General features: G+C 65.4%; 25 protein-coding genes and 1 pseudogene. 12 read left to right on the plus strand and 14 right to left on the minus strand.

Features of this window, described 5'->3' with window-relative positions; all coding sequences use genetic code 11:
- Window position 1: 1 nt before the first annotated feature.
- From H0P51_RS13715 to H0P51_RS13725, 3 genes are read left to right on the plus strand one after another with little or no spacing between them, the layout of a single operon-like run.
- Window positions 2-1,273, plus strand: coding sequence for a cytochrome P450 (locus H0P51_RS13715; RefSeq protein ID WP_180918557.1), 1,272 nt, complete (start codon window positions 2-4; stop codon window positions 1,271-1,273).
- An 8-nt stretch (window positions 1,274-1,281) separates the two neighbouring features.
- Window positions 1,282-2,364, plus strand: a complete 1,083-nt coding sequence (locus tag H0P51_RS13720) for an FAD-dependent oxidoreductase (protein WP_180918558.1) — start codon at window positions 1,282-1,284, stop codon at window positions 2,362-2,364.
- 35 nt (window positions 2,365-2,399) lie between these two features.
- Window positions 2,400-3,578: an amidohydrolase family protein gene (locus H0P51_RS13725; protein ID WP_180918559.1), complete on the plus strand. Its 1,179-nt coding sequence runs from the start codon at window positions 2,400-2,402 to the stop codon at window positions 3,576-3,578.
- Window positions 3,579-3,686: 108 nt separating this feature from the next.
- Here H0P51_RS13725 and H0P51_RS13730 read toward each other — a convergent pair whose 3' ends face one another.
- Window positions 3,687-4,469, minus strand: coding sequence for an enoyl-CoA hydratase/isomerase family protein (locus tag H0P51_RS13730; protein ID WP_180918560.1), 783 nt, complete (start codon window positions 4,467-4,469; stop codon window positions 3,687-3,689).
- A gap of 86 nt (window positions 4,470-4,555) precedes the next feature.
- Window positions 4,556-5,161 carry a MarR family transcriptional regulator gene (locus H0P51_RS13735; RefSeq protein ID WP_180918561.1) on the minus strand — a complete coding sequence of 202 codons (606 nt, stop codon included), beginning with the start codon at window positions 5,159-5,161 and terminating at the stop codon, window positions 4,556-4,558.
- Between the two features lie 112 nt (window positions 5,162-5,273).
- Between H0P51_RS13735 and H0P51_RS13740 the strand changes: the two genes are divergently transcribed.
- Entirely contained in the window at window positions 5,274-6,056 is a 783-nt protein-coding gene (locus tag H0P51_RS13740) for an SDR family NAD(P)-dependent oxidoreductase (protein ID WP_180918562.1), read from the plus strand.
- Complete coding sequence (locus H0P51_RS13745; protein ID WP_180918563.1) at window positions 6,049-7,641, plus strand: AMP-binding protein; 1,593 nt, start codon at window positions 6,049-6,051, stop codon at window positions 7,639-7,641. Before H0P51_RS13740 ends, H0P51_RS13745 begins: the two co-directional genes overlap by 8 nt.
- Before the next feature lie 44 nt (window positions 7,642-7,685).
- On the opposite strand, the gene H0P51_RS13750 is transcribed toward H0P51_RS13745, so the two are convergent.
- The 3 genes from H0P51_RS13750 to H0P51_RS13760 form a co-directional block, all read right to left on the minus strand.
- Window positions 7,686-8,291 carry a TetR-like C-terminal domain-containing protein gene (locus tag H0P51_RS13750; protein ID WP_180918564.1) on the minus strand — a complete coding sequence of 202 codons (606 nt, stop codon included), beginning with the start codon at window positions 8,289-8,291 and terminating at the stop codon, window positions 7,686-7,688.
- 93 nt (window positions 8,292-8,384) lie between these two features.
- Entirely contained in the window at window positions 8,385-9,446 is a 1,062-nt protein-coding gene (locus H0P51_RS13755) for an acyl-CoA dehydrogenase family protein (RefSeq protein WP_180918565.1), read from the minus strand.
- On the minus strand, window positions 9,443-10,690 hold the full coding sequence (locus H0P51_RS13760) for an acyl-CoA dehydrogenase family protein (protein ID WP_180918566.1): 1,248 nt from the start codon (window positions 10,688-10,690) through the stop codon (window positions 9,443-9,445). Before H0P51_RS13760 ends, H0P51_RS13755 begins: the two co-directional genes overlap by 4 nt.
- Window positions 10,691-10,744: 54 nt before the next feature.
- On the opposite strand from H0P51_RS13760, the gene H0P51_RS13765 reads away from it, so the two are divergent.
- Both H0P51_RS13765 and H0P51_RS13770 read left to right on the plus strand, forming a co-directional pair.
- Window positions 10,745-11,719, plus strand: coding sequence for an acyl-CoA dehydrogenase family protein (locus tag H0P51_RS13765; RefSeq protein ID WP_180918567.1), 975 nt, complete (start codon window positions 10,745-10,747; stop codon window positions 11,717-11,719).
- Between the two features lie 118 nt (window positions 11,720-11,837).
- Entirely contained in the window at window positions 11,838-12,551 is a 714-nt protein-coding gene (locus H0P51_RS13770) for a histidine phosphatase family protein (RefSeq protein ID WP_180918568.1), read from the plus strand.
- Between the two features lie 73 nt (window positions 12,552-12,624).
- Here H0P51_RS13770 and H0P51_RS13775 read toward each other — a convergent pair whose 3' ends face one another.
- From H0P51_RS13775 to H0P51_RS13805, 7 genes are all read right to left on the minus strand, one after another.
- Window positions 12,625-13,458, minus strand: a complete 834-nt coding sequence (locus H0P51_RS13775; RefSeq protein ID WP_180918569.1) for an SDR family NAD(P)-dependent oxidoreductase — start codon at window positions 13,456-13,458, stop codon at window positions 12,625-12,627.
- Between the two features lie 11 nt (window positions 13,459-13,469).
- Window positions 13,470-14,627: an acyl-CoA dehydrogenase family protein gene (locus tag H0P51_RS13780; protein ID WP_246398647.1), complete on the minus strand. Its 1,158-nt coding sequence runs from the start codon at window positions 14,625-14,627 to the stop codon at window positions 13,470-13,472.
- Between the two features lie 15 nt (window positions 14,628-14,642).
- Window positions 14,643-15,419, minus strand: coding sequence for an SDR family oxidoreductase (locus H0P51_RS13785; protein WP_180918570.1), 777 nt, complete (start codon window positions 15,417-15,419; stop codon window positions 14,643-14,645).
- Window positions 15,416-16,315 carry an enoyl-CoA hydratase/isomerase family protein gene (locus tag H0P51_RS13790; RefSeq protein ID WP_180918571.1) on the minus strand — a complete coding sequence of 300 codons (900 nt, stop codon included), beginning with the start codon at window positions 16,313-16,315 and terminating at the stop codon, window positions 15,416-15,418. The genes H0P51_RS13785 and H0P51_RS13790 overlap by 4 nt, the downstream gene beginning before the upstream one ends.
- A 23-nt stretch (window positions 16,316-16,338) precedes the next feature.
- Window positions 16,339-17,496 carry an acyl-CoA dehydrogenase family protein gene (locus H0P51_RS13795; RefSeq protein ID WP_180918572.1) on the minus strand — a complete coding sequence of 386 codons (1,158 nt, stop codon included), beginning with the start codon at window positions 17,494-17,496 and terminating at the stop codon, window positions 16,339-16,341.
- Window positions 17,497-17,565: 69 nt separating this feature from the next.
- Window positions 17,566-18,402, minus strand: coding sequence for an amidohydrolase family protein (locus H0P51_RS13800; protein WP_246398649.1), 837 nt, complete (start codon window positions 18,400-18,402; stop codon window positions 17,566-17,568).
- Between the two features lie 5 nt (window positions 18,403-18,407).
- Entirely contained in the window at window positions 18,408-19,547 is a 1,140-nt protein-coding gene (locus tag H0P51_RS13805) for an acyl-CoA dehydrogenase family protein (RefSeq protein WP_180918574.1), read from the minus strand.
- A 214-nt stretch (window positions 19,548-19,761) separates the two neighbouring features.
- Between H0P51_RS13805 and H0P51_RS13810 the strand changes: the two genes are divergently transcribed.
- The 3 genes from H0P51_RS13810 (at window position 19,762) to H0P51_RS13820 (ending at window position 23,196) form a co-directional block, all read left to right on the plus strand.
- Complete coding sequence (locus H0P51_RS13810) at window positions 19,762-21,327, plus strand: pyruvate, phosphate dikinase (protein ID WP_246398805.1); 1,566 nt, start codon at window positions 19,762-19,764, stop codon at window positions 21,325-21,327.
- Between the two features lie 33 nt (window positions 21,328-21,360).
- A complete protein-coding gene (locus tag H0P51_RS13815) occupies window positions 21,361-22,116 on the plus strand; it encodes a FadR/GntR family transcriptional regulator (RefSeq protein ID WP_180918576.1) in 756 nt (251 codons plus the stop codon).
- A 66-nt stretch (window positions 22,117-22,182) separates the two neighbouring features.
- Window positions 22,183-23,196, plus strand: a complete 1,014-nt coding sequence (locus tag H0P51_RS13820) for an acyl-CoA dehydrogenase family protein (RefSeq protein ID WP_180918577.1) — start codon at window positions 22,183-22,185, stop codon at window positions 23,194-23,196.
- A 78-nt stretch (window positions 23,197-23,274) separates the two neighbouring features.
- On the opposite strand, the pseudogene H0P51_RS28530 reads toward H0P51_RS13820, so the two are convergent.
- Both H0P51_RS28530 and H0P51_RS13825 read right to left on the minus strand, forming a co-directional pair.
- Window positions 23,275-23,409, minus strand: a pseudogene (locus tag H0P51_RS28530) (hypothetical protein); the annotation flags it as partial.
- Window positions 23,410-23,593: 184 nt separating this feature from the next.
- Window positions 23,594-24,028: a lipoprotein LpqH gene (locus H0P51_RS13825; protein ID WP_180918578.1), complete on the minus strand. Its 435-nt coding sequence runs from the start codon at window positions 24,026-24,028 to the stop codon at window positions 23,594-23,596.
- 731 nt (window positions 24,029-24,759) lie between these two features.
- Between H0P51_RS13825 and H0P51_RS13830 the strand changes: the two genes are divergently transcribed.
- Both H0P51_RS13830 and H0P51_RS13835 read left to right on the plus strand, forming a co-directional pair.
- Window positions 24,760-25,530 (plus strand): MlaE family ABC transporter permease, encoded by a 771-nt coding sequence (locus H0P51_RS13830; RefSeq protein WP_246398652.1) that lies wholly within the window; start codon window positions 24,760-24,762, stop codon window positions 25,528-25,530.
- Entirely contained in the window at window positions 25,527-26,378 is an 852-nt protein-coding gene (locus H0P51_RS13835; protein WP_180918579.1) for an ABC transporter permease, read from the plus strand. Before H0P51_RS13830 ends, H0P51_RS13835 begins: the two co-directional genes overlap by 4 nt.
- The last annotated feature ends 10 nt before the right edge of the window (window positions 26,379-26,388 follow it).

Consider the following 26,388-nt stretch of genomic DNA (forward strand, 5'->3'; position numbering starts at 1 on the left):
GATGACCCTCCGTACCGGATCAGAGCTGCGTGACTTTATCCGCAGCGCCAACGACAGCGCGTATGTGACGTCGGCTGCGGCCGAGACCCCCCGTTCGGCGATCGTGGAGTTGTACGGACCCTTGGGGCAAGCGCGACGGCAGGCACCCGTGCACGCACGCAAGCAGGCGGAATTGATCGGCGCCGAGGACTATCGCAAGCAGGCAGCGTTCACCAAGATGTCATTCAACTGCGTCCTGAGTTACGAACACTGCCAGCAGGCGCTCGCCGACGAACGCCTGTCGTCGAAGTTCTGGCTGGACACCATCGGTCACGTGTGGGGGCGCAACATCATCGGGATGGACGGCGCCGAGCACCGTCGCCACCGCGGACTTATCTCGCAGGCGTTTACCCGCCGCTCGCTGGACCGCTGGCAGGAGACGGCGATACAGCCGGCGATCCACGGTCTCATTGACCGTTTCGCGCAGCACGGATCCTCCGACCTCTACCGAGAATTCACCCTGCTTTTCCCGGTGTACATCATCACCGAGATGATGGGACTGCCCTATGCGGACATCCAGCGATTCAACACCTGGGCGGGCGAGACGATCGCGGTGTTCTACGACCACGATCGTGCGATGGAGGCCTCCCGCAATCTCGAAAGCTATCTGTCTCCGCTGATCGAGGAACGTCGCGGCGGGTCCGGGGAGGATTTGATCACCCTGTTGGCCAACGCCGAACTCGACGGCAGCCGGCTGGAGACGATAGAAATCGTTTCCTTCATTCGGCTGCTGCTGCCGGCGGGTGGCGAGACCACCGCGCGTTCCACCGCCAGCATGGTGCTGGGACTGTTGCAGAATAAGGACCAACTCGACGCCGTCGTCGGCGACCGCAGGCTGCTACCCCAGGCGATCGAAGAAGGTTTGCGCTGGGAGCCGCCGTTGATGTCGATCAATCGGATTGCGTTGGAAGACGTTGAACTTGGCGGGGTGCATATTGCTCGGGACAGCGTCCTGGAGGTGTCGATCGGTGCGGCCAATCGCGACGATACCCGCTGGCCGCACGCCGACGCCTTCGACATATTCCGGGAGAAAAAGCCGCACATTGCTTTTGCCTGGGGGCCACACGCTTGCCTCGGTGCGCATCTGGCGCGGGCGGAGATGTCGGCGGCCCTGACTGCACTGTTCGACCGGCTGCCCGGCCTGCGACTGGATCCCGACACCGGACCCGAAGCGCGCGTCCAGGGCATCGGTTTGCGGGCGCCCAACAAGGTGCCGGTCGTCTTCGAAACATGATGGGTGACATGACCGTTCGTGTCGTCATCGTGGGAGCCGGTCCGGCCGGATTCGCGGTGGCCTCGGCGCTATTGACGGCGGCCGAGTCCGATATACGGATCGAGCTTGTCGAGCGTACCGCCAGGCCCGATGGGTTGCTGCGGCACGGACCGGCGGCGGGAACCCAGCGGCTACGTGAGGTGGCGAGCGAAGTCGACGCCGTTCTTGCGGATTCACGTGTCAGCTTCCGGGGGAACGTCGTGGTTGGTGCCGCGCTGACGCTCGACGAGGTGCGGACTGCCGCGCACGCAGTGGTATTGGCGACCGGCGCGCCTGCAGACCTGCCCATGGAAATCGCCGGGGACGATTCGGTGGGGATCGGCACGATCAGTCATGTCGAAGCTTGGCTGGCTGACAGCGCCGACGTGGCGACGGATGAGCTCGATCTCGACATGGACACCGCTGTCCTGATCGGAATCTCGGATGAGACCGTGCGGGTCGCCGAAGCCCTGTGTGGCAGGCTGCGCCACGTTCAACTCGTTGACGCCAGACCGCAGGCTGAGATCGACCTGCCCGAGGATGCTCCCGCAAATCTGGTGATTCGGACCGCGCTCACACCCGTGGGAGTGGTCGGGCGCAGCCGCGCCCGGGCGCTGCGCTGCATCCACGCGCCGGACCGTTACGGCCGAGTTGTCAGCGAGGACCTCCGAGCCCAACTGCTGTTGCGGCCGCGCGCGAACTCGTTGTGTTGGCCAGGAATCGACGAGGACGACGGCCACATTGCCAGCCATAAAGGGCGCGTCCTATCCGGCGGTACGCCGGTAGTGGGTCTCTACGCAGCCGGGTGGGCGGCTCGAGCGCCGGATGCCAAGGGATCGCATGCCGACGACGCGGCCACCGTGGTCGCAGCTTTGCGCGCCGACCACGTCGCCCTCCCGGAACCGTCAGTGGGCCTGGCTGACCTGTTGAGGCGGTGCGGCATCGTGGCATCGACCGTGCACGGCTGGTCGGCCCTCGCGGCAACCAATGCCCTGCTGGCACGGTTCACGGGGGAGGGAACAGCGCCATTGGCCGACTACAGCGCGCTGATTGCGCAGGTGGATGAGGACTGAGTGGGGTATGACCCGTTGGTGAGAGGAATTGCGTAATGCCGCTGCAGGATTGGATGAAATTAGTATCGGTGGACGATCACGCGATCGAGCCGCCCGACGTGTGGACTAAGCGGATGCCGGCGAAGTATGACCCGGCCTTGATCCCACACGTGGAGGAGGTCGAGGTCGACGCGGCCCGGCTGCAACTCGGGGCAACGGCGCACGGCCGGGTGCAGTCCTGGGTATACGCCGGCAAGCAGTACCCGCAGATCGGGTTGAATGCCGTGGCAGGTAAGGATCCTCGGACCTGGGACGTGGAGCCGGCGCGCTACGCCGACATGCGACCGGGGTGCTACGACCCGGTGGAGCGACTCAAGGACATGGATGAGGACGGCGTCTGGGCGCATCTGTGCTTCCCCAGCTTCGCTCGGTTCGCCGGCACCAGGTTTCTGGAGGGCTCGGACCGCGAGATGGCGCTGGACTGCGTGCGGGCCTGGAACGACTGGATGCTGCTGGAGTGGTGTGCTACTGCCCCGGATCGCTATGTGCCGCTGTGCATTCTGCCGCTCTGGGATATCGACTTGTGCGTCATCGAGCTGTATCGGGTGATTGGGCTCGGGGCGAGGGCGATCTGTTTTCCGGAGAATCCGTCGCCGCTGGGGTTGCCGTCGTTCCATACCGAGCATTGGGATCCGATGCTGGCGATCGCGCAGGAAAACGGTATGCCATTGATGCTGCATTTCGGGACCTCCACCCGCACCCCGTACACCAGCCCCGACGCTCCGACGCCGGTCGTGGTATCGCAAATGGGGCTCAACTCCATGGGTACGCTGGCCGACTTGGTGTATTCGCGGACGTTCCATGCATTTCCGGACTTGAAAGTGGCGCTGGCCGAGGGCGGGACCGGCTGGTTGCCCTACATGCTGGAACGCATCGATCAGGTATGGGAGAAGCACCGCTGGTATGCGCACGTGGACACCCAGACGCGGCCGTCGACGCTATTTGCGAAGAACGTGTGGGGGTGCTTCATCGTCGACCAGGCCGGGGTCGATTTCAGGCATCGCATCGGAGTGGATCGGCTGACCTGGGAGAGCGACTACCCGCATTCGGATTCGCAATGGCCGCATTCCCGCAAGGCCCTAGCGGAGATGCTTGCCCAGGTGCCGGACGACGAAGCCCATCGCATTGCCGAACTCAATGCCTGCGAACTTCTCGGGTGGCGGCCCTGGGCTTAGGGCCCTGTCGGCGTCAAACCCTTCGTCGAACGTAGGCCTTCCGTACGTTCTGTCGTGGTGGAGCGACCAAATCCCCACGTTCGGCGCGTTCGCCGGCGCCGTTTGCGGTCAGCGGGTACGCGGAGCGCGCTTGTTGGTCCGTGAGTCGCCGTCTGCGCCGGCGTTGCCGAGATGGGTGTAGGACATCCCATGCCGCTCGGCGACGCTCGGCGGCAGATCGCGGGCCTCCCACATGGCGCGCACCGTGCCCTGGATCGCCTGCGGCCGCCGTGCGGCGATCTCGTCCGCTAATTCTGCTGCACGGGAATGCAATTGATCATCCGGCACGACTTCGGTGACCAACCCGAGACGCAGCGCGGTGTGCGCGGTGATGCGTTCTTCGCTGCCCAGCAACGCCCACCGCATGACGTCGCCGTAGGGCACGCCGCGGGCCAGCATGCCCATCGGCTCGAGCGCGGAGACGATGCCGGCGTTGGCGTGCGGATCGAAGAACACCGTCGATTCGGAGCAGATCGAGAAGTCCGCCTCATTGACGAAATACATTGCGCCGCCTGCCACCATGCCGTGTAGCGCGGCGATCACCGGCTTCCATACCCGGTGTGCCTTCGGGCCCAGCAGCACGCCGGGGTCCTCCTGGTTGAAGATCGGCTCGTGGTCCCACCACTTGCCTTCTCCGACATCGATTCCGGTGCAGAAGGCCCGATCGCCGTTGGCCTGGACGATGGCCACCCGAATCTCTTCGTCGTCGCGGGTTCGGCGCCACACTTCGGCGACCTCGTTGGCCATGCGCTGGTTGAAGGAGTTCAGCTTGTCGGGCCGGTCGAGTGTCAGCGTCGCAACATGGTCCCTGACGAGGAACTCGATGGTCTCAAAGGCCGTCGGGTCTGTCATGCCGGCTCCTTGCGTATCGGTATCTACCACGACGCGCTGCCCAACATAGTAAACCTAGTAAATCACGTCGGTGAGCGTGCCGTAAACTACTGGGCGTGGCCGGCCTGTGCTTCGCTTTCCCGGGTCAGCCCCGCGGCCAGGATCAGCTCCTCGTGCAGCTCGAACCACACGGTGTGATACGAGTCGATGATTGGCCGGGTCAGCCAGGTCGTCTCTCCCGCCCGCACCTTGGCCAACGCGGCCGCCAACTTGTCTGAATAGGTTGCCAGACGGGGAAGTTCGGCGGTGATGGCCGCGACGATCGGTGTCACCCGGGCATGCACGTCGCCGAGTCGGACCAACACCGCCGAGTCGTAGTCGGCGTCGTCGTGTGCGTTCGGCTCGCCGTCCTTGAGCTGCCAATCCGACACCAACTGCTTGAAATCGGCGTTCACGCCGCGGAATTCGTCGTAGGCAGCGGTGATGACGGCCGTATCGGTGTTCTCCCTTTCGGCGGCGAGCAGTTCGGTGAGTCGGGTCCGGCCCTCCGGGGAGAGGCGGATCGTCTTGCTCTCGATCAGCATTCCCGCATCCACCCCGGCCTTGACGGCCTCGGCCACCGCGGTGGGATCCTCGCCGACCGTGGCCGCGATGTCGGCGGGATTGACCCGGCCCTTGAGGCGAATCGCCTGCAGCACCTTCAGTTCGATCATCACCGTTCCTCCCGATGGTCAGTTAGGCGGCTGGCCAATCGCTGACCCCGAATGTATATCCTTCAGATGTACCGCAGGTCTCGATCATAGTCGCTCGCAAAGGAGACGACGGATGGCCACCAGAGTTGCCGTGGTCACGGGTGCCGCCAGCGGCATGGGCAGACTGGCCGCCGAGCGGCTCACGAAGGCAGGATGGGCGGTGGCCGCCGTCGACCTCCCTGGACCGCAATTGGACTCCGCCGCAGCTGAGACCGGTGCACACGCATTTCGGTGCGACGTCCGCGACGACGACCAGGTGGCCGCCGCAGCGCGGGGCGTCGTTGCCGCATTCGGCGGCATCGACCGGTTGGTCAACGCCGCCGGAATCGCCGTCGCGGGTCACGTCGAGGATCTGCCGCAGGATGCCTTCGAACGGTCGATCAGCGTGAACTACCTCGGTACGGTGCGCTGGGTGAAAGCCGTGTTGCCGGCCATGCGGAGCCGCGGTGCCGGCGAGTTGATCCTGTTTGCGTCCCTGGCGGGATGGATGCCCACGCCCGCCATGGGTGCCTACACCGCAACCAAGTTCGCCGTGGTCGGCTTCGCGGAGACCCTGGCCATGGAACTGGACGGCAGCGGCATCCGAGTGCGTTGCGTGTGCCCGGGAGCCGTCCAGACACCGATGCTCGACGACATCATGTCCCGTGGGATGCCGGAGCGGCTCAAGCGACTCTCCCAAGTCGCCGCGCCCGGGGAGATCATCGACGCCATCGAGGTGTCGCTGGTCCGCCGCAACGCCGGAATCTACGTCTTTCCCGGCCTTCCGGTCAAAGTGCTGTGGCGTGCGCGGCGTCTGTCACCGCAGCTGCTCGGCCGGGTGATCCGACGACTGTCCGCCGTCAATTCAGATGGTTAACCACGCTGCGCTGCGGATGCGCTGGTATGCGGAGGGCTTCTACTCGGCGGGCACCTGCCTGGACGCAGTTAACACCGCCGCACGCGAACATGCCCAGCTTGCAGTGACTTTCGTTGCGGGGGGATCCGAGACGAGCGTGACGGTCGGCGAGATCCACAGCGCCGCAATGCAAATTGCTGCCGGCATGCAGCGGTTGGGGATCCGCTCCGGCGACGCGGTGGCGGTCCAGCTGACCAACCGGCTGGAGTGCGCGGTCACCTATCAGGCGGTGCTGTTGTGCGGTGCGGTGCTGGTTCCGATCGTGCACAGTTACGGTCCGAGCGAGGTGCGGTTCATCCTTTCCGATTCGCGGGCAAGGTTGTTCGTCATGCCCGCCAGGTTCCGATCGACCTCATTCGTGGAACGAGTGCCCAGTTATGCGGACCTGGCTGAGCTGGGCCACATCGTCGTCGTGGATGCGGCACCCGGGCCCGGTTACCTCTCCTGGGAGAGCATCGGTGCCGATCGGGCCGGTTACGTCGCTCCGACGGTGCGCTCGGATGACGTGTGCGCGCTGCTCTATACCTCTGGCACGGTGTCGGCGCCCAAAGGTGTACGACACAGCCATAATTCGTTGCTGTCCGAGCTGGCCAGCCTGCCGGAGCTGCTGGCGGGTGACACCGGTGCGGTGCAGCTGGTGACCTTCCCGCCGGGCCACGTGGCCGGGTTGACGTCCATGCTGCGGCCGCTGGTGTCGGGGACTCGATCGGTGTTCCTCGATCATTGGGACCCCGCCGTCGCGGCCGACTTGATCGCAAGGTTCTCCGTGACGTCGACTTCGGGTAGCCCGTTTCACCTCGAAGGCCTTCTCGAAGTGAGCGACGTCAGGTTGAAGCTCGCGACGTTGCGGGAATTTCTGACCGGTGCCGCCACCGTGAGCGAGGAGTTGGGTCGTCGCGCTGCCGCGGCGGGCATCACCGCGTTTCGTTGCTATGGCATGACCGAACATCCGACCGTGACCGGCGCGCGTGCACGCGATCCGCTGCGGGTGCGGATGGCTACCGATGGAATGCCGATGCGGGGCTGTGCGGTGCGTGTACTCGGGCCGGACGGCGCGGATCAGCCGGTTGGCGTCGATGGCGAAGTGGTGGTCCAAGGCCCCGACCAGTTCATCGGCTATCGCAACCAGGCCCTTGATGCCGACGCGTTCACCGCAGACGGGTGGTTCCGGACCGGTGACCTCGGCCATCTGGATGCCCAGCAGCGGCTTACCATCACCGACCGGATCAAGGACGTGATCATCCGTGGCGGCGAGACCATGTCCTCGGGACAGATCGAGGACGTTCTGCACAGTCACCCTGCCGTCGCCGAAGCTGCCGCGGTGGCGGCGCCCGATTCGCGCTACGGCGAGGTGGTTGCCGCCGTTGTGGTGCTCCAGCCGGGTGCCCGGCTGGACCTCGCCGAGCTGGCTCGGCACTTCGCGGCGGCCGGACTGGCCAGGCACAAGACGCCCGAGCGTCTGGTGATCGTCGATGCCCTACCCCGTACGGCGCTGGGCAAGGTGCGCAAAGCCGATTTGCGCAACGCCCACTTTCCCCGCCCCTAACAAGCACCAACTCGTGCAACGTTATTCAGCGCTGCCCGGAGTGCTCAGGTCTTGGTGACCGCCGCCAGCAGCATGTCGACCAGTGCTTCGGTGTACTCGTTGACGTCCCTGGCCATGCGGCGCATGCGGGTGGGCGGAGTGGCCATGAAGTGCATCAGCAGGCCGCCGAACAGGGCGTCGAGCATCACCGTGACCGGCGTGCTCTCCGGCAGGTCTCCGCGTGCGATCCCACGCTGGGTGATCGCACGCATCGCCGTTGCCTGGGCACTGATGAATTCTGCCCAGCGCGGCGCGAGTTCCGGGACCGAGCGCGCTTCGGCACTGAGCCGCACCACGGTGTCACCCACATCGCTGGCCAGCAGCGCAAAGGTGCTGCGACTCAACACAAGCAGATCGGTGCGCAGGCTGCCCGTGTCGGTGTCCAACGGCAGGCCGATCCGCGCTTGCAGCGCGTCGAGAAGCAACGCCGTCTGGTCAGCCCAGCGTAGGTAGATTGACGACTTGCCAACGCGGGCCTCCCTGGCCACCGCGTCAATGCTGAATCCGGCCCATCCGACTCGTCCATACAGATCGCAAGCGGCTTGGCGAACCCGTTCTTCCATCGTCGGGTCACGGGGTCGGCCGGTTCCTGTAGGCGCCGAAGGTGTCATGACCCGTCCTAGGCTGTCAGATGTTTAGAGCGTCATTATCGCCGTGGGTCGCGAATCTGCCGCACCTGACCGTGCCAACGGGAAGCGTGTCGGTCAACCGTCGAGAAGACTGCGGGCGATCCGCTCGCGATGCTGCGACGGCGTTTCGTAGGTCAACTCCAGTGCCTTCGCCCGGCGCAGGTACAGGTGCAGGTCGCATTCCCAGGTGACGCCGATGCCGCCGTGCAGTTGGACGGCGTCGCTGACCACGGTGATCGCATTGCCGGTCGCCACGGCCTGAGCCAACGACACCGCACGGGCGGTGCCGTCACCCTCTTCCAGCGCCCAGGCCGCTCCGTAGACCGCCGACCGTGCGTTCTCCACGGCCACCAGCATGTCTGCGAGTCGATGCTTGACGGCCTGAAACGTTCCAATGGGCAGGCCGAACTGCTGTCGCTCGACGGAGTATGCCGACGTGGTCTGCAGGACGGCGGCGGCCGCGCCGGATGCCTCGGCGGCGGCCAGCGTCATCAGCAGTTCGTCGGGCCGCAGGGTGACGTCGGTGCCGGGTAGCAAATCGGCGTCCGCATCCGCAAACTCTGCGGTGGACGCTGGGCGGGTGCGATCCACGGTGGGCAGCGCGGTGATGTGCGCCGCCTCGGTCACGAACCACCGTGGCTGCCCGTCGACCTGCGCCGGCACCACGAGCAGGGTTGCCGCAGCGGCGTTGGGTATCAGCGGAATTCGACCGTTGAGGCGCCAGCCGGCTCCGTCGCGTCGCGCCTCGATCGCACTGAGGTTCGCCGCGGTCGGCAGTGCCAGTCCCGCGACCGATTCGCCCCGAGCCAGGGGGATCAGCAGCCGCTTGCGCTGCTCGTCGGAACCGAGCTGGGCGATGGTCTCGGTGGCCGACGCATGCTCGCTGAACGGCACCGCGGCCACCGAGCGACCGAGTTCCTCGGCGATGATGACCTGCTCCACCGGCCCGGCGCCGCCGCCTTCGTAGGCCTCCGGGACGCCTACTCCTACCGCGCCCGCGGAACACAGCGCACCCCACAGTCGGGTGTCGAGCACCGACTCGCCGTCGTAGCAGGCGCGTGCGTTGGCTTCCCGGTTGCACACGTCGGCAACGAGGTCGCGTAACGCCTCGTGTTCCTCGCTGAATTCGAACCTCATGCGTCCGCCCAGGGGTCTCGAGGCTGTCCGAGGATGCGCTCGGCCAGCACGTTGCGCTGGATCTCCGATGTGCCGCCGCCGATGGTGGATGCCCGCGTCCGCAACCAGCCCAATGCCCACTTGCCGCGATTGGGCGCGTCGTCGGCCCCGCGGTCCAGGATGGCGAGTTCGCCACCCAGATCGAGCGCCAGTTCGTGCAGGTGTTGTTCGACGTGCTGACCGAACAACTTCGACATCGAGCCCTCTGGGCCCGGTTCCTTGCCGGCCAGAACCTTCGCCAGGTTGCGCATCCCGTTGAGCCGGACCAGTTCGACGTCGATCCAGGCCTGCGCGATCCGGTCCCGCAAGTGCGGGTCGTCGGCAGCGCGAAATCCCTGTGCGTCAGTGGTTTTCGCCATAGTTACGGCTTTGCGCAATGTCGAGGTCAAGGCCATCTGTTGGCCCATGAACAGGATCGCGCGTTCGTTGGCCAGCGTGGTGCGGGTGACGTTCCAGCCGTCGTTGAGTTTCCCGACAACGTTGCTCAACGGCACCTGCACCGAGTCGAGGAACACCTCGTTGAACTCCGCGTCCCCGGAGATTTGGCGGATCGGCCGGACGTCGACGCCGTCGGCGGTCATCGGGATGAGGACGAAACTGATGCCGTGACGTTTGGGGGCATCGGGGTCGGTGCGCACCAGCGCGAACATCCAGTCGGCCAGATGGGCGCTCGATGTCCAGATCTTCTGCCCGGTGATCACCATGCTGTCGCCGTCGATTACGCCGCGGGTGCGCAGCGACGCGAGGTCGGATCCCGCCCCGGGTTCCGAAAAGCCTTGGCACCACACATGTCTGCCGTCGAGCATCGGTGGCAGGAAACGCTGCCGCTGTTCTTCGGTGCCGTGCGCGATCAGTGTCGGACCACACAGGTTGAGGCCGATGCGGCCGGCCAACGGTGGAACGCGGCGTTCGGCTGAGCTGAGGTAGAAGATCAGCTGTTGTCGCGCCGTGGCCTTGCGGCCACCGAATTCGGCCGGCCAGGTGATGGCCGCCCATCCGCCGGCGGCCATCTGCGATTGCCATTCCCGGGCTAACGCCAGCTTTTCCGTGCCGCTTTCGGCCCGGGCGAGTCGTTCGTGCATCGCTGGCAGATGGTCATCCAGCCAGGCCGACCACTCCTCGGCGAAGGCCGTATCCTCCTCGGACAGGTCGAGGCCCAGATCGTCGAGTCCAGACGTTGTCCGTGACTTGGTCTCCCGCTCCACATTGAATACTATAACCTGGTTGTCGATTTGCTGATTGAGTGGTCTGGGTGATCGATGTTCGACGAGCGCTGGCCGCAGGAGGCCGAAGAACTGGCCGATGCACTCGCTGCTGTCCTGGCCAAGCACTGCTCGCCGGAGACGTTGCGGGCGTGGGACAACACCGATGACCGCGCTATCGAGCAACTCGACAACGCGGTGCGCGACTTCGGGCTCTGGGACCTTCCCCCTAACCCGTACTTGTTGACGCGGGCGGCCGTCACGCTCGGCGCGCACCTGGCGCCGGTCCCGTTCGTCTCGTCCATGCCCGCCTATGTGCTGCTCGGCGAAGCCGATGTGGCCAACGGTGTCGATCGTCCGGTGGTGCCGGCGGCACTGTCCCGGGTGGCGGTGGCGCTGGGGCCCGGGCTCGGCATTTCCCCGATGCCGGACACGGTGCGGCGCAGCGCATCGGGGGAGTGGGTGGTGCACGTCGACCGGCTCAGCCCGTGGGCCCACGAGGGTGATGCGGACGCGATGCGCGCCTGGGGCTTCCTGCTGGAATCGGCCCAATTAGTAGGCGCCGCACAATCACTCATTCGGTACGGCGTCGAGTATGTCGCCGAACGGCGGCAGTTCGGTGTGCCGGTCGGCAGCTTTCAGGGCGTCGCCCACCCGCTGGCCGATGCGGCGACCGCTGTGCAGGCGGCCGACCTGCTCACGCGGCACGCCGCCTATCTCGCCGCGACCGACGGGCCGGTGCCGCTGTTCGCCGCGGCCATGGCGGCGGCGAAAGTGCGTGCGGCGTCGCGGCAGGCGGCGTCCACCGTGCATCAGGCACTGGGCGGCTATGGATTCACGGTAGAGGCGGATTGTCAGCTCTACTCCCGCCGTATCCGCGCCTGGAGCGCCGCCATGCCGGATCCCGCTGGGTGGCTGGCGCGGCTGGCGCAGACGCTGGCCGACCCGTCGACCCGCGAACAGGTCACCGATCTCTGGCAGTTCGACCGCGGTTTCACCCTGCCCAACTGGGCGCGCGAACACGGCGGCTAAGGGGTGTAATACCGACTCTCCCTGGCTATTCCCTGCGTCACCTGCCCCTCGCCAAGTGTTAACAGGCCGGCCAGTGCGGTGGACTAACCTATTTGAACTTGTTGTCGTAGGAGGTGTCATGGGTGTCGCTGTCGGGCGCAGCATCGTGAGATGTTTCGTGGCCGCCGCCGTGCTGGCATTTGTCGTCACGACGTTGCCGCCGGCACGGGCAGCGGGCGCGCGCATCATCACGCTGACATTGGTCCGGCACGCCCAGTCGGAGGGCAACGCGACGGGTCTAATCGACACGTCGACGCCCGGTCCGAACCTGACACCCAGAGGGTGGTGTCAGGCGACGGTGGCTGCGGCACAGTTGAGCCCCAACCACTATGACGGCATCTACGCGTCGGAAATGGTGCGTACCCAACAGACTGCGGAACCATTGGCCCAAACGCTCAATGAACCAGTGACCGCGTTGCCCGGGCTCGGGGAAATCGAGGCCGGCCAGTATGAAGGCCAGCCGGAGGCCGATCGAAACGGCTATTTCAGCGTCCTGCAACGGTGGGCGCGCGGAGACCGCAGCGCGCGCATCCCAGGGTCGTTGGACGGCAACCAGTTCGACGCGCGGTTCGAGGGCGCCGTCCAACAGATATATGACAGCGGCGAACAGAATCCGGTCGCGTTCTCCCACGGTGCGGCGATATCGATGTGGGTGTTGATGAACGTGCACAACCCCGACCTAGCACAGATCTTCGGTAAGCCGATCCCGAACACGGGCCGCGCGGTGATCACTGGAAACCCCTCTGACGGTTGGACCCTCACCGAATGGGACGCCGATCCCGCGCCGTGCTGACCGCACCACGCCGAACGTGGGGCCCGCCGCGCGAGCGTGCGGCCCGGCGCACGTTCGACGCCAAGAGCGGCGCTCAGAAGTACTCCGACCCGCCGTCGACGTTGAGCAGCACACCATTGATGTAGCTCGCACGTTCCGACACCAGGAACGTGATCGCATCGGCGATGTCGTCGGGCTGGCCCAACCGGGTACCCCACGTCGCGTTGTGCCAGCGACTGTTGGCATCGGCGAAGTAATCGTCCTCGGAGCCGCCGGTACTCGCCATCCACTGTCGCCGCTTCTCGGCGATCTGTTCATTGACGACCATGCCGGGCAGAACAGCGTTGGCGCGGATGCCCTTCGGCCCGAATTCCCGGGCCACATTCTTGGTGAAGTGCGCCAGTGCCGCCTTCTGCGACGAATAGTGCGCCAGGCGTCCGATGAAGTGCCGCATCGACATTGCCGAGGTGGTGACGATCGCCCCACCGCCAGATTGCAGCATGAGCGGCACCGCGGCACGGCAGGCCCGCACCGAGGTCATCAGCACCGACTGATGCGAGCGGTCCCACCAGTCGTCGGGCTCGAAGACGGATTCTCCGATTTCGCACAGCCCCACCGTGTTCACCAGGACGTCGAGGCGGCCATATTCCTGCTCGACCGCCGTTACCACCCGCTCTGCCTGACCCGCTTCGGTGAGATCCGCGGCAACCGCGAGGGCGGACGCGGCGCCGGCGGCGCGAGCATCGGCCGCCACCGCCGCCAAAGCCGGCTTGGCCGTGTAGCGGTAGCTGACGTCGCCCGCGTCGTGGCCGCGCGAACAGACGACCACGTGAGCGCCCTCAGCGGCCAATCGCATTGCCGTGGCACGGCCCATTCCCTGCGTGGCGCCCAGCACGATGGCGACCTTGTCTTTGAGTCCGAGATCCATGGATCCTCCGCTCAGCCCCGGGGTAGGCCCAGCCAGCGTTGGGCGATGATATTGCGCTGAATCTCGCTGGTACCGCCGATGATTGACAGCACCGTGGCCGCTCGGAGGAAGTGTTCGGCGTCGGCGGCGAGAGTGTCGCCGCTGTCGCGTGTCCAAGCCTCGGGGCCCAGGGCATCGACGAGCCACTGCGCGAAGCGCTGCGCGACCGCGGGTCCATGCAGCTTGCTCATCGACGCCTCGCCGCTGGCGGACTCGTCCCGCTCGCCCATGGCAACGACCTGCTGGCCGAGTAGCCGCTCGGCCTGCAGTTCCATGATGAACTCGCCGATGTCCCGCCAGGTTTCGTCCTCAAGCTCGACACCGCTGGCGCCGATCCGGTCCAGATAGCGCGCCAGCAGCAGGCGCGCCTCCCGGCCGCCGAAGCTCATCGACCGCTCCATGTCGAGCGCCTTCGACATCATCGCCCACGCTTGGCCGGGCTGGCCGATCAGCGCCCGCGCCGGCACGGTCACATTGTCGAAAAAGCAGGCGTTGACCCGCCATCCGCCCATGACCCGGATCGGCTGGATCGTCACACCGGAGGCGTGCGCGTCGATCATCAACAGCGACAGGCCCCGATGCCGGGTGCTGTCGGGCTCGGTGCGCACCAGGGTGAAGATCCAGTCGGCCAGATGCGCACCCGAGGTCCACATCTTCTGCCCACTGACCACGAAGTCGCCGTCGGCGGTGCGGGTGGCTTTGGTGCGCAGCGCCAACATATCGCTGCCCGCCTCGGGTTCACTGTAGCCTCCCGCGTAGCTCCACGACGCGTCCAGGATATGCGGAATATGTTCTTCCGCAAGGTCATCGGGTCCAAACGTGGCCAGCATCCAGCCGACCGCTTCGGCCTGCTCTAGCCCGTAGGTCGGCAGCCCGGCCGAATCGAGTTCTTCGTGGGCGACGAACCGATCGGTTTGGGTGGCGGGCCGCCCCAGCGGCTCCGGCCAACCCAACCCAATGACGTTCTGCCGCACCAACCACGGGTGGAACAGCGTCGGCGCCTGACGGTCGCTCGCCAGTTCCGCCATCTCGGCCCGCATCGCCGTCATGTCCGAGGCGCCGAACTCGTCGATGGCGGCGCGCAGGTCGTCGCGCAGCTGCGCTTCATCGTCGTCGAGCCGAAATTGCATGACTAGCCGTGCCTTTCAGGCGAGCAAGCTGTAGCCGCCATCGACCGGAATGGTGAGGCCGGTGACGAATTGGAAGTCGCTGGACAGCATTGCGACGATGACCGAGGCCAGCTCGTCGGGATGCCCCAGCCTGCGCAACGGTGTCTTTTGGGCGACCGCGGCCTGCATCTCCTTGACGCCGGCGATGATGTCCTCGCCGCCATGTCCGGGGTTGTCGACCAGCGAGGGGGCGATGCCGTTGACCCGCACGCCGCGTGGCCCCAGCTCGGCACCGTAGTAGCGGACCAGATTCTCCATCGCCGCCTTGGCCGGTCCGATGGCGCCGTAGTAGCGCGCATAGTGGTTGGCGCCCAGGCTGCTGACGGCAACCACGGCGCCGCCGACCTTTTCCAGCTCGGGTAACGCGGTGCGGACCGCCTCCCACAAACCCCACACCTGCACGTCGAACACGCGGTCGTACTCCTCGCGGGTGACGCTCAGCGTGCGGCCGGCCAGAATCGGTACGGCCGTCGTCACCAGGCCGCCCAGGCCGCCGAGTCCCTCAATGGCGGCGGTCACCAATCCAGGTGCGTCGGCGCCGAGGTCACCGCGCACCAGCAGCGGTTCCGGGCCGCCGGTTGCCGCGGCCAACTCCTGGGTTTCCTTTGCGGCGGCGTCGTTTTCGACGTAGCCGATAGCGCAGCGAGTACCCGCCGCGGTCAGTTGAACCACAGTCGCGCGACCGATGCCGCGGCTACCGCCGATGACCAGAACCCGATCGGGCAGGGTTCGGGTGTAGGTCTGTGTCGTCACTGTGCGGTCCCTGCCCCATAGTGTTCGTCGCGCTTGCGGAACGCGTCGCTGGTGCCGCTCTTGGCGCGCTCCTTGACGAAGTTGAACTCGTCGGGCTCGAACCGCAGGTTGGTGCCGTAGCTGTGGAAGAGGTAGGCGGTCGACTCTTCCAGGCCGAGCGCCGAGCTGGCCTCGACCAACCGGTATGCCTCCTTGGCGATGGCGATGCCGTCGGCGGGCATCTTTGCGACTTGCACTGCCAGGGCTTCGGTTTCGGCCGCGACGTCTTCCTCGTCGACGAAACGGGTGAACAGTTTCGCCGATTCGAATTCGGCGCCGGTGGCCATCCGGCCGGTGAGCATCAGATCACGCGCGACGACCGGACCGAGCCGATGCATGAACAGCGCGACGTTGCCCAGCACCGGGCCCAGGAACCGGGCGGCCGGCATACCCAGCTTGGCTTGGCGGGACACCACCGCCAGGTCGGCGGAGAGCGCGAGCTCGAGGCCGAGCCCGAGCGCGTAGCTCTCCACCTGGACGATGGTGGCCTTCGGAAAACCGATGAAGTCGTGGAACATTCGCTGGCCCTTGCGGTCCACGGCCAACCGCCGGCGCTGGCTGGGACGCCGCTCGTCGCCGGGTGTGGCGTACCAGCCGTAGGCGCGGTTGAGGTCGACGCCGGTGGTGAACACCCCGCCCTCGCCGCGCACGATGACCACCTTGATGGTGTCGTCGTCGGCGATGTCATCGAGATAACGCCCCATCAACTCGCAATCCTCGGGCGCCATCGCGTTCTTCTTGGCAGGGTTGGAGATGGTGATCCGCGCGATGTGGCTGTCGGGGTCCTTGGTCAGGATCACCCGCTCGGCCTGGTCGGGTGGGTCGGACGGCGATGTGGCGGTGTCCGCAGCGGTCATGTCACTCCTAGGTGTGGTGAAACTCAGCGGGTAAAGAAGGATTTGGCGACGACATCGCGGGCCAGTACCCGAAGCATCACCTCGTCGGCTCCGCCGCCGATGGACAGCAGCCGGGAGTCCCGGAAGAACCGGGAGGTCCAGGTTTCGGCCATGTAGCCCATGCCCCCGTGATACTGCAGGCAGGTGTCGGCTACCCGGCGAATCAGCTTGCCGGCCAATAGCTTTGCACTGCTGGTACGACGGGTGACGTCGGCGCCGGCGACGATCAGTTCGGCGCAGGAGTACGCGTAGCGCTTCAGCGCGTCCACCTCGCAGGCCAGTTCGGCCAGGTTGTACTGCAGGTACTGATTGTCAATCAGCTTGCCGCCGAACGCCGGACGCTCGGACAGGTAGTCCACGGTGAGCTCGATGGCGGTCTCCATCTGCCCGACTGCCTGATAGACCGCGCAGATCCGCTCGTTCTGGAATTGCTCCATCTGTTGCTGGAAACCACGCCCGATCTCGCCGATGGTGTTGCTGACCGGAACACGGACCCGGTCGAACGTCAGCTCGGCGGTGTCCGAGCACCAGTTGCCCAGCTTCTTCAGCGACCGGCCCACGGTCAATCCTGGTGTGTCGTTTGGCACGATGACCTGGCTCATGCCTCGGTAGCCGCCCTCGTCGGAGGTGCGCACCAGCAGGCACAACCAGTCGCCCTGCACGCCGTTGGTGATGTAGGTCTTGGCCCCGCTGATCAGCCAGTCACCGCCGGCGCGCACAGCTCTGGTGCGAATGCCGGCGACGTCGGAGCCCGCGTCGGGTTCGGTGACGGCGATCGAGCAGATCTGCTCCCCGGCGATCGCCGGCGCCAGGAACTCGCGCTTGAGAGCGTCGCTGCCGTGCTTGTGCAGGGCCGGGGTGGCCATGTTGGCCTGCACGTTGTAGGCCATCGGAACTCCGTTGCCGGGCAGCCGGCCGAACTCCTCGCAGGCGATCACGGTGAACCAATGATCGGCGCCCTCACCGCCGTAGGCCGGGTCGTATTCCAGACCCAGCAATCCGAGTTTGGCGAATTCGGGGAACAGGTCGTGGCCGGGGAAACGGCCCTGCTCCTCCCATTCGTCGACGTGTGGCTGCACGACCTTGGCGAGCATGTGCCGCACGCTGTCGCGGAACAGCTCGTGATCGTCGGTGAACTGCATGTCAGTCCCCAGCCTCCAAATCTATTAACCTGGTTATATAAAAGAAGTGAGCCGATGGCAAGCCGCCGATCATGGCTTGAGCGCGAACGCCGCAACGGCGTTGTCGTGCATGAACAACCGCTGCACCTCCGGTTTGAGGTCAAGCTCGGCCAGGCCGTCCAGTGCCGCCTCGAAGGTCAGGATCGGCCAGTCGCTAGCCCAAATGCACTTGCGCCGCCCGTACGTGCGCAGGAAATGCTTGAACTGCGGCGGGTAGTACTTGGGCAGGTGGGCGCTGGTGTCGATCCACACGTTGGGGTGTTTGGCCGCAACGGCAATCATCTCGTCGGTCCACGGCCAACCGATGTGGCCGGCGACGAGGCGCAACCCGGGGAAATCGATGGCGAGCCGGTCGATATGGCCCGGCCGTCCGGTCTCCGATGTGTAGGTGGAAGGGCCGGTCCCGCCCACCTGGATCTGCACGGTGATGTCGAGATCGTCGCAGGCGGCATACAGCGGATACCACTGGGCCTCGGTGGGCACCTTGTCCAAGATGAAGGGTTCGAGTTTGAGGCCCTTGAAGCCGTATTCGCCGACCAGTGCGCGCAACGTGTGCACCGCCGGCATCACCCCGTCCGGCGACCATGGGCTGACTGCGGCCATCCCGATCAAGCGGTCAGGGTAGCGCTGAATCGCTTCGACGACGGCCTCATTGGGGATCAATGGTCCGGCCGAACAGATGGCCTTGTCGATGCCGGCCGCATCCATTTCCTCGATCATCGTCTGAAGCGGAATGCCGGCGCGCATCCGGGCCCCGTGCTCCATCCGGTCGGCGAGCGTGAAGTTGCGCGCCGGCATCTTGGCCACCGCATCGGCGGGCCAGGGCTGGACCCAGCCGTCGATAATCGGAAAGTCCTGCGAGGTCACGGGCATCAGCCTTTCGGCAGGCCGAGCACTCGCTCGGCGATCATCGTCTTGACGATCTCATCCGTTCCGCCCGCGATATGGAAGGCCGGCGCTGACAACAGTACGAGTCGCCAGTCGTCGAGGCCTGCCTCGCGTCGCGACAGCCGGGTACCCAACGTTTCGGCGACGGCGTCCGCCAGCTTCGTGACCACGGTGCCGGTGGCAAGTTTGGCCAACGCTGTCTCAGGCCCGGGGGGCACGCCGGCCAGGATTCGTTGATGCGTTGCGGCTTCGAAGGCGGCCAGTGCGCGCTGTTCGATGACGGCGTCCAGGAACGTCTCGCGTGCGATGCCATTGGACCACCCCAGCACGCTGGCCTGACGTACCAGCCGTCCCAGCGAGCGCCCAAAGCTGGAGAAGCGCTCGAACCCCAGTGTGGTCATGGCCACCGCCCAGCCGCCACCTACCTCGCCGAGAATGGCCTCGGGCGGCAGGTCCACGTCATCGAAGAAGACCTCGGAAAAGGATGCGCCGCCCGTCATCTGCCGCAACGGGCGCACATCGATACCGGGACTGTTCATGTCCACGACGAACGCGGTGAGCCCACGGTGCCGTGGTTGTTCGGGATCGCTACGAGCCAGCAGATAGCCGAACTGGGCATGCCGGGCCTCGGACGTCCAGACCTTCTGGCCGGTCACCCGCCACCCGTTCGCGGTGCGGGTCGCCCGGGTGGACACCCCGGCCAGGTCGCTGCCGGCACCGGGCTCGCTGAACAGCTGGCACCAAACTTCCTCGCCGCGCAGGATGGCCTCGCAGTGCCGTTTCTGCTCCGGTGTGCCGACGCTGAGCAATGTGGGTCCGACCATCTCGAGGGTGACGCCGAACAGGCCGCGTGGCAGGTCGTACTCCGATTCGAGGTCGGACCAGGCCAGGGCGTACGCCGATGGCAGCGCCCGTCCACCGACCTCGCGCGGCCAGGTCAGGCCGGCAAATCCGTGGTCGTAGAGCAGACGCTGCCAGGCGACACAACGCTGCTGCCATGCCTCGGGGTCGGCAATGGGACGGAACTGGGCGAACATCGCGTCGGGAAAGCCGTCGGGTCGATGCTCGGCGTGAGTGTCGAGAAACTCCTTGGCAAGTTTGACGAAATTGTCGAGCTGCTGCATCACACTCTCTTTCGCGCCTGCGTCGCTCGGAGCGGCTTGGTAGTCTAAATACTAACCTGGTTATATGTTAGGGACATCATCCCGTATCAGGGTCCGTCGTGAGGAGGATCGGGTGGCATCATCGACATCCGCCGTCCGGGCCGAGACGTCCGACTCCGGACATCCCGCGGAACAGCTCGTCGTTCGCATCGACGGCGACAGCGTCCACCCCCGGATGTTGGTAGGCGGCAAGGCACATGGCCTCTCCAAGATTCGTCGCGCGGGGCTGCCCACCCCACCGGCATTCACTGTGACGGTCGACGCGTGCCGGCAGTACTTCGAGGCGCCCGACGACCTTATGGACCGCCTCTGGCCGCAGATCCGCGATGGTCTGGCGTGGCTGGAAAGCGAATCGGGGCACACCTTCGGGCGGGGTCCGGTGCCTCTGCTTGTTTCGGTGCGCAGCGGCGCGCCGGCCAGCATGCCGGGAATGATGGACACCGTCTTGAACCTGGGCATCAACGACGAGGTCGAACGGGTCCTCGCCGACAGATGTGGCGCCGAATTCGCCCGCGATACCCACCGCCGGTTCCGGGACTTGTTCCGGCAGGTAGTTGCCCCGCCCGGCGGAATCGTCCCCGTCGATCCCTACGCGCAACTGCGCGCCGCGGTCACGGCGGTGTTCGACTCCTGGAACTCGCCGCGCGCGGTCTCCTACCGGCGCCACCACAACCTCGAGGGCAAGATGGCTGGCACCGCCGTGACGGTGCAGGCCATGGTATTCGGCAATCTCGACGAACAGTCCGGCACCGGTGTGCTGTTCAGCCGCAATCCCCTTACCGGGCAGGCCAAACCGTTTGGCGAATGGCTGGCCCGCGGCCAGGGCGAGGACGTGGTCAGCGGCAAGTTCGATCCGCTGCCGCTGAGCGCTCTCGGCGAGCAACACCCCGAGATTCATGGGCAGCTGCTGCAGGCCGCGTCCTGGTTAGAAATTGAGGGCGCCGACGTGCAGGACATCGAGTTCACCGTAGAGTCCGGGCGCCTCTACTTGTTACAGACCCGAGCGGCGAAACGGTCGGCACGCGCCGCCGTGACCATCGCTGTCGCGTTGCAACAGGAGGGTCTGATCAGCATCAACGAGGCCCTCAGCCGCGTCACGGCCGCCCAGCTCGATGTCTTGCTCACGCCGGTGATCGAACCTGCGGCGCGGGCAGGGGCGACAGTGGTCGCCTCGGGGTTGGCCGCCTGCCCCGGTGTGGGCGCTGGACGAGTGGTTGCCGACAGCGACAGCGCCGAAGACGCTGCCGACGACGACGAGGACGTGGTGCTGGCCCGCGAAACTACCAGCCCAGACGACGTGGGAGGCATGATCGCGGCCCGCGCGATCATCACTGAACAGGGCGGCGCCACCTCGCACGCCGCCGTGGTCAGCCGCGAACTGCAGACTCCGTGCGTTGTCGGATGCGGCCGAGGCAGCCTGCGTGCATTGGTCGGGACGGACGTCACCGTCGACGGCGCCGAGGGGTTGGTGTATTCCGGCCTGCTGCCGTTGACCCAGCCCTCGGAGGACAGCGATCCCGAGATGGCGATGCTGCTGAGTTGGGCGCGATCACGCAGTCCTGTCCGGGTGGTACAGCGTGACGCCGCCAACTCCGCCGTCCCGCGGGTTGATCACCGGGATGCGGCGACCGTGTGGCAGGCGCTCGAAGCCGGGGAAAGCATGGTGGCCGCTGAGCATCCGCTCCCGGTACTGCTGATGATTCTTGAGCGGACACGAAACGCGGCGGGCGCTTTAGGCTAACCAGGATCGCTAATTAGATGAGACGATGATCAAGTGTATCCCCAGCACGACGCCGTAACGCACCCTACCGCCGGCCAGCAAGTAGCCGACAACATCCGCCGCAAGATCATCCTCGGCGAGTTCCGTGACGGCGATTTCCTGCCCAACGAGGCGCAACTTCTCGCGCAGTACGGTGTCTCGCGCCCCGTTTTACGGGAAGCTATCCGGATTCTGCAGTCCGAGTCGTTGCTAACCATCCGCCGCGGTAGCAAGGGTGGTGCTCGAGTCAACGCCCCCCGGCCCGAACCGGTCGCGCGCCAGGCTGGCGGGTTGCTGCAGTACGGTCACACCACCGTCTTCGACGTGTTCCGCGCCCGCGCGATCATCGAGCCTCCCGCGGTGCGGTTGCTGGCCGAGAACTCGACGCCGCTGACAGTGCAGCGGTTGCGGGAAGCGCTCGAGCAGGAGGCCAATGCCGTCAACGACCCGCGTCGATGGGGCAAGGCGCACGCCGAATTCCACACGTTGGTGGTCGAACTGTCCGGCAGCAATACCCTCGCGTTGTTCGCCCACATCATGAGTGAGATCACGACGGCGCACACGCAGGCCGTTTGGAAGCACGCGACCGACGATGCGCAGAAACGCGCTGACGCTGAACTGGCGCACCGCGTGCACCGGAAGCTGGTGCGCCTGGTCGAAGATGGCAAGGCCGCCGATGCCGAGCTGCTGTGGCGCCGGCACCTGGAGGAGACCACCGAGAAGATGCTCGACAGCCAGGGCCAGCGAGAGCTGCTCGACCTCATCGGCTGACCCGCGCCCCAATCGCGATAACCTAACCTGGTTATACTATTCTCCAGTCGGGTGGAGGAGAGTGATTTGAGTTCCGAGTTGCTGGCGGACCTGCGGACGACTACTCGTCAGGCGCTGAGCGCCGGTACCGGTGACGTTGTCGACGAACTGGATCTGGCTGGGCTGCTGGTGGATTCCGGCCGCGGTGGCCTTGGTCTGGGAGATCGGGAAATGGTACTCGTGGGCACGGAGCTGGGCCGAGCGCTGTCGCCATCGGCCTTTCTGTCGACGGCGGTCTTGGCGGTCGCTCTGCTTGCACCGGGCGACACCGCCGCAGCCGACGAGACGCTGGCCGGGGTGGTGGCCGGCGACATTCGCTGCGCCGTAGCGCTGTTCGACTCTGAATCATGCTGGGCCGCAACGCCTGCCGTGGACGCAACCGAAGCCGACGGCGGAGGCTGGCTGCTCAGCGGAACAATGTGGGGAATCTCAACGCCGTCGCGCCCACACGTGATTCTGATCCATGACGGCGCCGCACTGTTCGCGGTGGCCGCCGGTGACGTTCAGATCGAGGTGGAGGACCAGCTGGACCCGAGTCGTGGGCTGATCAAGCTCGAGCTGTCTCGAACGCCGGGAAGACTTCTCGCGACACCCGCAGTGGAGGCTATCGCTACGGCCTACCGGCGCGGGCTGCTGGCGGTGGGTGCCGAGCAACTCGGTGTGGCCCGCGCGTGCCTGGACATGTCCGTGGAACACGCAAAATCCCGCAACCAATTCGGCTCGCCGATCGGTTCATTCCAGGCGATCAAGCATCGTTGTGCCGAGGTGTTCCTCGATGTCGAACTCGCGCAGGCGGTTCTCGACCACGCTGTGCAGACTGGGGTGGCCGCCGACGCCGAGCTGGCGTTCGTCGTCGCCACCCGCGCGGCACTCTCGTCTACCGACGCATGCATCCACATTCATGGCGGCATCGGTTTCACCTGGGAACATCCCGCGCACCGGTACCTGCGACGCGCCAGGGTCAACGCCACGGTGATGGGTGCCTCGGCGACGCATCGGGATGCCATTGCGGCGTCGCTCGGGATCGATACGGAACTTTGACGCAGACAAGGACTTTGGGACTCTGAAGCCGCGTTCGGCCGGCTCGGCGAGCTGGCAGCCGAAAGAATCGATGCAACCTCAGCCCGGAGGCATCGTTGGCGGCGCACCCGGCGAGTACGCGGGAGGCGGGTAGACGCCTCTGAGGATCCAGCTGAACGCCTTGATGCCGAACTCAAGTTCGTCGCTGGCGTCGTAATCGAGACTCGGGTCCATCTGCTAGCCCTTCGACGCTACTGAGCACTCATCTGAAGAAGTCGATTAGATTATTGCACCTGCACAACCAAGTTGAAAGAGATGGTGCACTTATTTAACTAAGTTAGGGCGCTCCGCACGGGCCCACCAGCACAGGGACCAGTTTGGTATCGATGAGTTTCTCTGGCCCACAGGGCTTTCAGGGTTAGCATGCCACTTTGACGGTGAAGTCGTTCGTGGTTCGGGTGTGCGGTTCCTTGGTGCCGAAGCCGACCGCGGAACCGGTGAACGTGTACGTCTGTGCGACCATGCCAAACTGCGCGCTACCCTCCAGATTCTGCCAGTAGCCGCCGGAGAATCCATCGAAATCATTGAAGGTCAATGATTTTGGCGTTTGCGTATCGGACCCCAACAGCACCGTGATCCCGGGGCCAGTGCCGATCTCTATTACTGTGAAGCCATTAGCGACGCTCTGGCATTCAACCTCATGGATGGGAATGGTTGTGGTGCCGTTCATGGTGACCTGAGCCGTGCCGGCCAGCAAGGTGCCAGTCGGCGGTTTGGCGGCGATCGGTTCGGATGAACACCCCGCCACGCTCATGAGCAACACCGAAACTGCGGCTAGGTTGTGACGCTGCATGGCTCACCTCGCTGTGGTTGCGGCCCAGTGGTCGCGGAAAGTCATGCTAGCCACCCCGGCGTCCGCATGCTAGCTGCTGCCTCGGCAAAAGCCTGGCTGACCGAAGGGCCGATTCTGGGTTCACCGCGCACTAGCGGTGCGATACCCATTGGAGTAGCGCAACGCTGGATATACGCTTGGACCCTCGTCGCCGGAGCCGCGCAATGCGGATCGCTCCGAGACTTGTCGATTTCGTTGCTGGCGCTGACGCGCGCGTTTGACTATTTGTTCCACTCATCATCGCTAGCTAACCATGCCTGGGTACCCTGGGCGCGCCAGCCTGACCGCTTCAGTCGGCCGCCTCGGCGATGCCAGGCGCCGGCGCGAAAACGCTGCTCGCGGCTGTCCCCGCTGATTTGCCTTTGACCAGTTGATACCGCGGAAAATGAACTGCTGCGGGCGGTATTCCAACGATGCCTTCCGGCCACCTGCCCGGTTGCCCGGAAATGCCCCGAGTCGTCCCCAGCAAAGGCTGTGTGCGGCCACGTACAGCAAAGAGCACTTGGGTTACTAGGTAGTCTTCGTTGCTGACGTGAAACGCGGTGTCGCAGTGTTGCCAGAGCTAGAGTAGGTGCGGTATCGTCGTGCGGCATCCTCCCGTGCTGTGCGTCAGATTTCATGCGGAGGCCGGTGTTTCGTTACTGGAGGGAACCATCGCGATGCCAGCCGCCAACGGATTTGGGTAGCCACTAGTGGTCTCATCGCACTCAGCGCTCAAGCCCCTTCGGGAGATCGGCGGATTCACCGCCATGTCGCTGGACACCCTCGTCCAGTTCGCGCGACCGCCGTTCGCGTGGCGCGAGTTCGTTTACCAAAGTTGGTTCGCCGCCCGAGTCTCGCTGGTTCCGGCCATCCTGCTGGCGATCGTGTTCAACGCGTTTGTCATATTTTTGCTGGACGTCCTCATCTTCGAGATCGGTGCCGCTGACAACTCGGGAACTGGGGCGGCCCTTGCGGTGGTCGCTCAGATCGGACCGGCGATCACCGTGTTGGTAATCGGGGGTGCGGCGGCCACCGCCATGTGCGCCGATCTCGGCGCGCGCACGATCCGCGAAGAGATCGACGCCATGAAAGTGATGGGTATCAACCCAATTCAGCGACTGGTAGTACCTCGGGTCGCGGCACTGACCCTGAACAGTTTCTTGCTCAGCGGACTCGGGACAGCTGTCGGGTTGGCTGCCGACTACATGTTCGCGGTCTACGTCACCAACGTGAACCCCGGTGCCTACGCGGCCAGTTTGACCTTGCTCATCGGACTTCCGGATGTGGTCATAGCGGTCATCAAGGCGACCCTGTTCGGGCTCGCGGCCGGATTGATTGCTTGTTACAAGGGACTCACCGTGGGCGGCGGACCGCAAGGCGTCGGTAACGCTGTAAACGAGACGGTCGTGTACACATTCATGGCCCTGTACGTGATCAATACTCTGCTCAGCGCGGTACTCGCGCAGGTCCAAACCAAATGAGCGCTCCGAGCGCGCCGCACACGTCATGGCTTACCCGCCAGGTGAATGCGGGAGTCGGCGGCTGGATCCGCATCGGCGAACAAACCGCGTTTTACCTACGTGGCATGGGTGCCGTGAAAGATGCAGTCCTGCACTACCCGAAAGAAATAGTCCGTGTTATAGCCCAGATGAGTATGGGCGTCGGAGCCCTCGCCTTGATCGGTGGCACCGTCGCGATCGTGGGCTTCCTCTTGCTGAACGTGGGCTTCCTGATCGCCATCGTGGGTTACAGCCAAACGGCCAACCTGGGCGTAGAGGCACTGGTCGGTTTCTTCTCCGCCTATGTCAACCCGCGTCTGGCCGCGCCGTTGATCACCGCCATCGGACTGGCCGCGACGGTAGGGGCAGGGGCCACGGCCCAACTCGGTGCGATGCGGATCAGTGAGGAGATCGACGCCCTCGAGGTAATTGGTGTTCGCACCATGGCATATCTGGTGGCCACCCGCCTGGTAGGCAGCGTCGTACTTTCGATTCCGTTGTGTTGCATTTCGTTACTTGTCGGATTCTTGTCGACCCAGTTCCTCGTCCAATTCACCTACGGCCAGTCCAGCGGCATCTACGACCATTACTTCAACACCTTTCTCCGACCGACCGACGTGTTATGGGCCATGGTCCAAGTCGTCCTGCAGGGGATCGTCGTCATGCTGATCCACACCTATTACGGGTTCAACGCCTCCGGCGGTCCGGCGGGTGTGGGGGAGGCCGTCGGGCGTGCGGTACGGGCCTCGCTGGTTGTGTTGACGATCGTGACAGCCGCGGTGGGTCTCGCGCTCTACGGGCGCACCGGCAACTTCCATCTCTCGGGATAGCGGGAATGGC

The sequence above is a fragment of the Mycobacterium vicinigordonae genome, from assembly GCF_013466425.1.
GTDB lineage: Bacteria > Actinomycetota > Actinomycetes > Mycobacteriales > Mycobacteriaceae > Mycobacterium > Mycobacterium vicinigordonae.

Excerpts from the sequence above, each read along its gene's own strand:
- H0P51_RS13740 (WP_180918562.1), top strand. The coding sequence starts at position 5,274 with ATGGCCACCAGAGTTGCCGTGGTCACGGGTGCCGCCAGCGGCATGGGC.
- H0P51_RS13720 (WP_180918558.1), top strand. The coding sequence starts at position 1,282 with ATGACCGTTCGTGTCGTCATCGTGGGAGCCGGTCCGGCCGGATTCGCG.
- H0P51_RS13765 (WP_180918567.1), top strand. The coding sequence starts at position 10,745 with ATGTTCGACGAGCGCTGGCCGCAGGAGGCCGAAGAACTGGCCGATGCA.
- H0P51_RS13805 (WP_180918574.1), bottom strand. The coding sequence starts at position 19,547 with ATGCAGCAGCTCGACAATTTCGTCAAACTTGCCAAGGAGTTTCTCGAC.
- H0P51_RS13755 (WP_180918565.1), bottom strand. The coding sequence starts at position 9,446 with ATGAGGTTCGAATTCAGCGAGGAACACGAGGCGTTACGCGACCTCGTT.
- H0P51_RS13715 (WP_180918557.1), top strand. The coding sequence starts at position 2 with ATGACCCTCCGTACCGGATCAGAGCTGCGTGACTTTATCCGCAGCGCC.
- H0P51_RS13735 (WP_180918561.1), bottom strand. The coding sequence starts at position 5,161 with ATGATCGAACTGAAGGTGCTGCAGGCGATTCGCCTCAAGGGCCGGGTC.
- H0P51_RS13725 (WP_180918559.1), top strand. The coding sequence starts at position 2,400 with ATGCCGCTGCAGGATTGGATGAAATTAGTATCGGTGGACGATCACGCG.
- H0P51_RS13775 (WP_180918569.1), bottom strand. The coding sequence starts at position 13,458 with ATGGATCTCGGACTCAAAGACAAGGTCGCCATCGTGCTGGGCGCCACG.
- H0P51_RS13790 (WP_180918571.1), bottom strand. The coding sequence starts at position 16,315 with ATGACCGCTGCGGACACCGCCACATCGCCGTCCGACCCACCCGACCAG.
- H0P51_RS13730 (WP_180918560.1), bottom strand. The coding sequence starts at position 4,469 with ATGACAGACCCGACGGCCTTTGAGACCATCGAGTTCCTCGTCAGGGAC.
- H0P51_RS13835 (WP_180918579.1), top strand. The coding sequence starts at position 25,527 with ATGAGCGCTCCGAGCGCGCCGCACACGTCATGGCTTACCCGCCAGGTG.
- H0P51_RS13825 (WP_180918578.1), bottom strand. The coding sequence starts at position 24,028 with ATGCAGCGTCACAACCTAGCCGCAGTTTCGGTGTTGCTCATGAGCGTG.
- H0P51_RS13780 (WP_246398647.1), bottom strand. The coding sequence starts at position 14,627 with ATGCAATTTCGGCTCGACGACGATGAAGCGCAGCTGCGCGACGACCTG.
- H0P51_RS13770 (WP_180918568.1), top strand. The coding sequence starts at position 11,838 with ATGGGTGTCGCTGTCGGGCGCAGCATCGTGAGATGTTTCGTGGCCGCC.
- H0P51_RS13810 (WP_246398805.1), top strand. The coding sequence starts at position 19,762 with ATGTTGGTAGGCGGCAAGGCACATGGCCTCTCCAAGATTCGTCGCGCG.
- H0P51_RS13745 (WP_180918563.1), top strand. The coding sequence starts at position 6,049 with ATGGTTAACCACGCTGCGCTGCGGATGCGCTGGTATGCGGAGGGCTTC.
- H0P51_RS13750 (WP_180918564.1), bottom strand. The coding sequence starts at position 8,291 with ATGACACCTTCGGCGCCTACAGGAACCGGCCGACCCCGTGACCCGACG.
- H0P51_RS13795 (WP_180918572.1), bottom strand. The coding sequence starts at position 17,496 with ATGCAGTTCACCGACGATCACGAGCTGTTCCGCGACAGCGTGCGGCAC.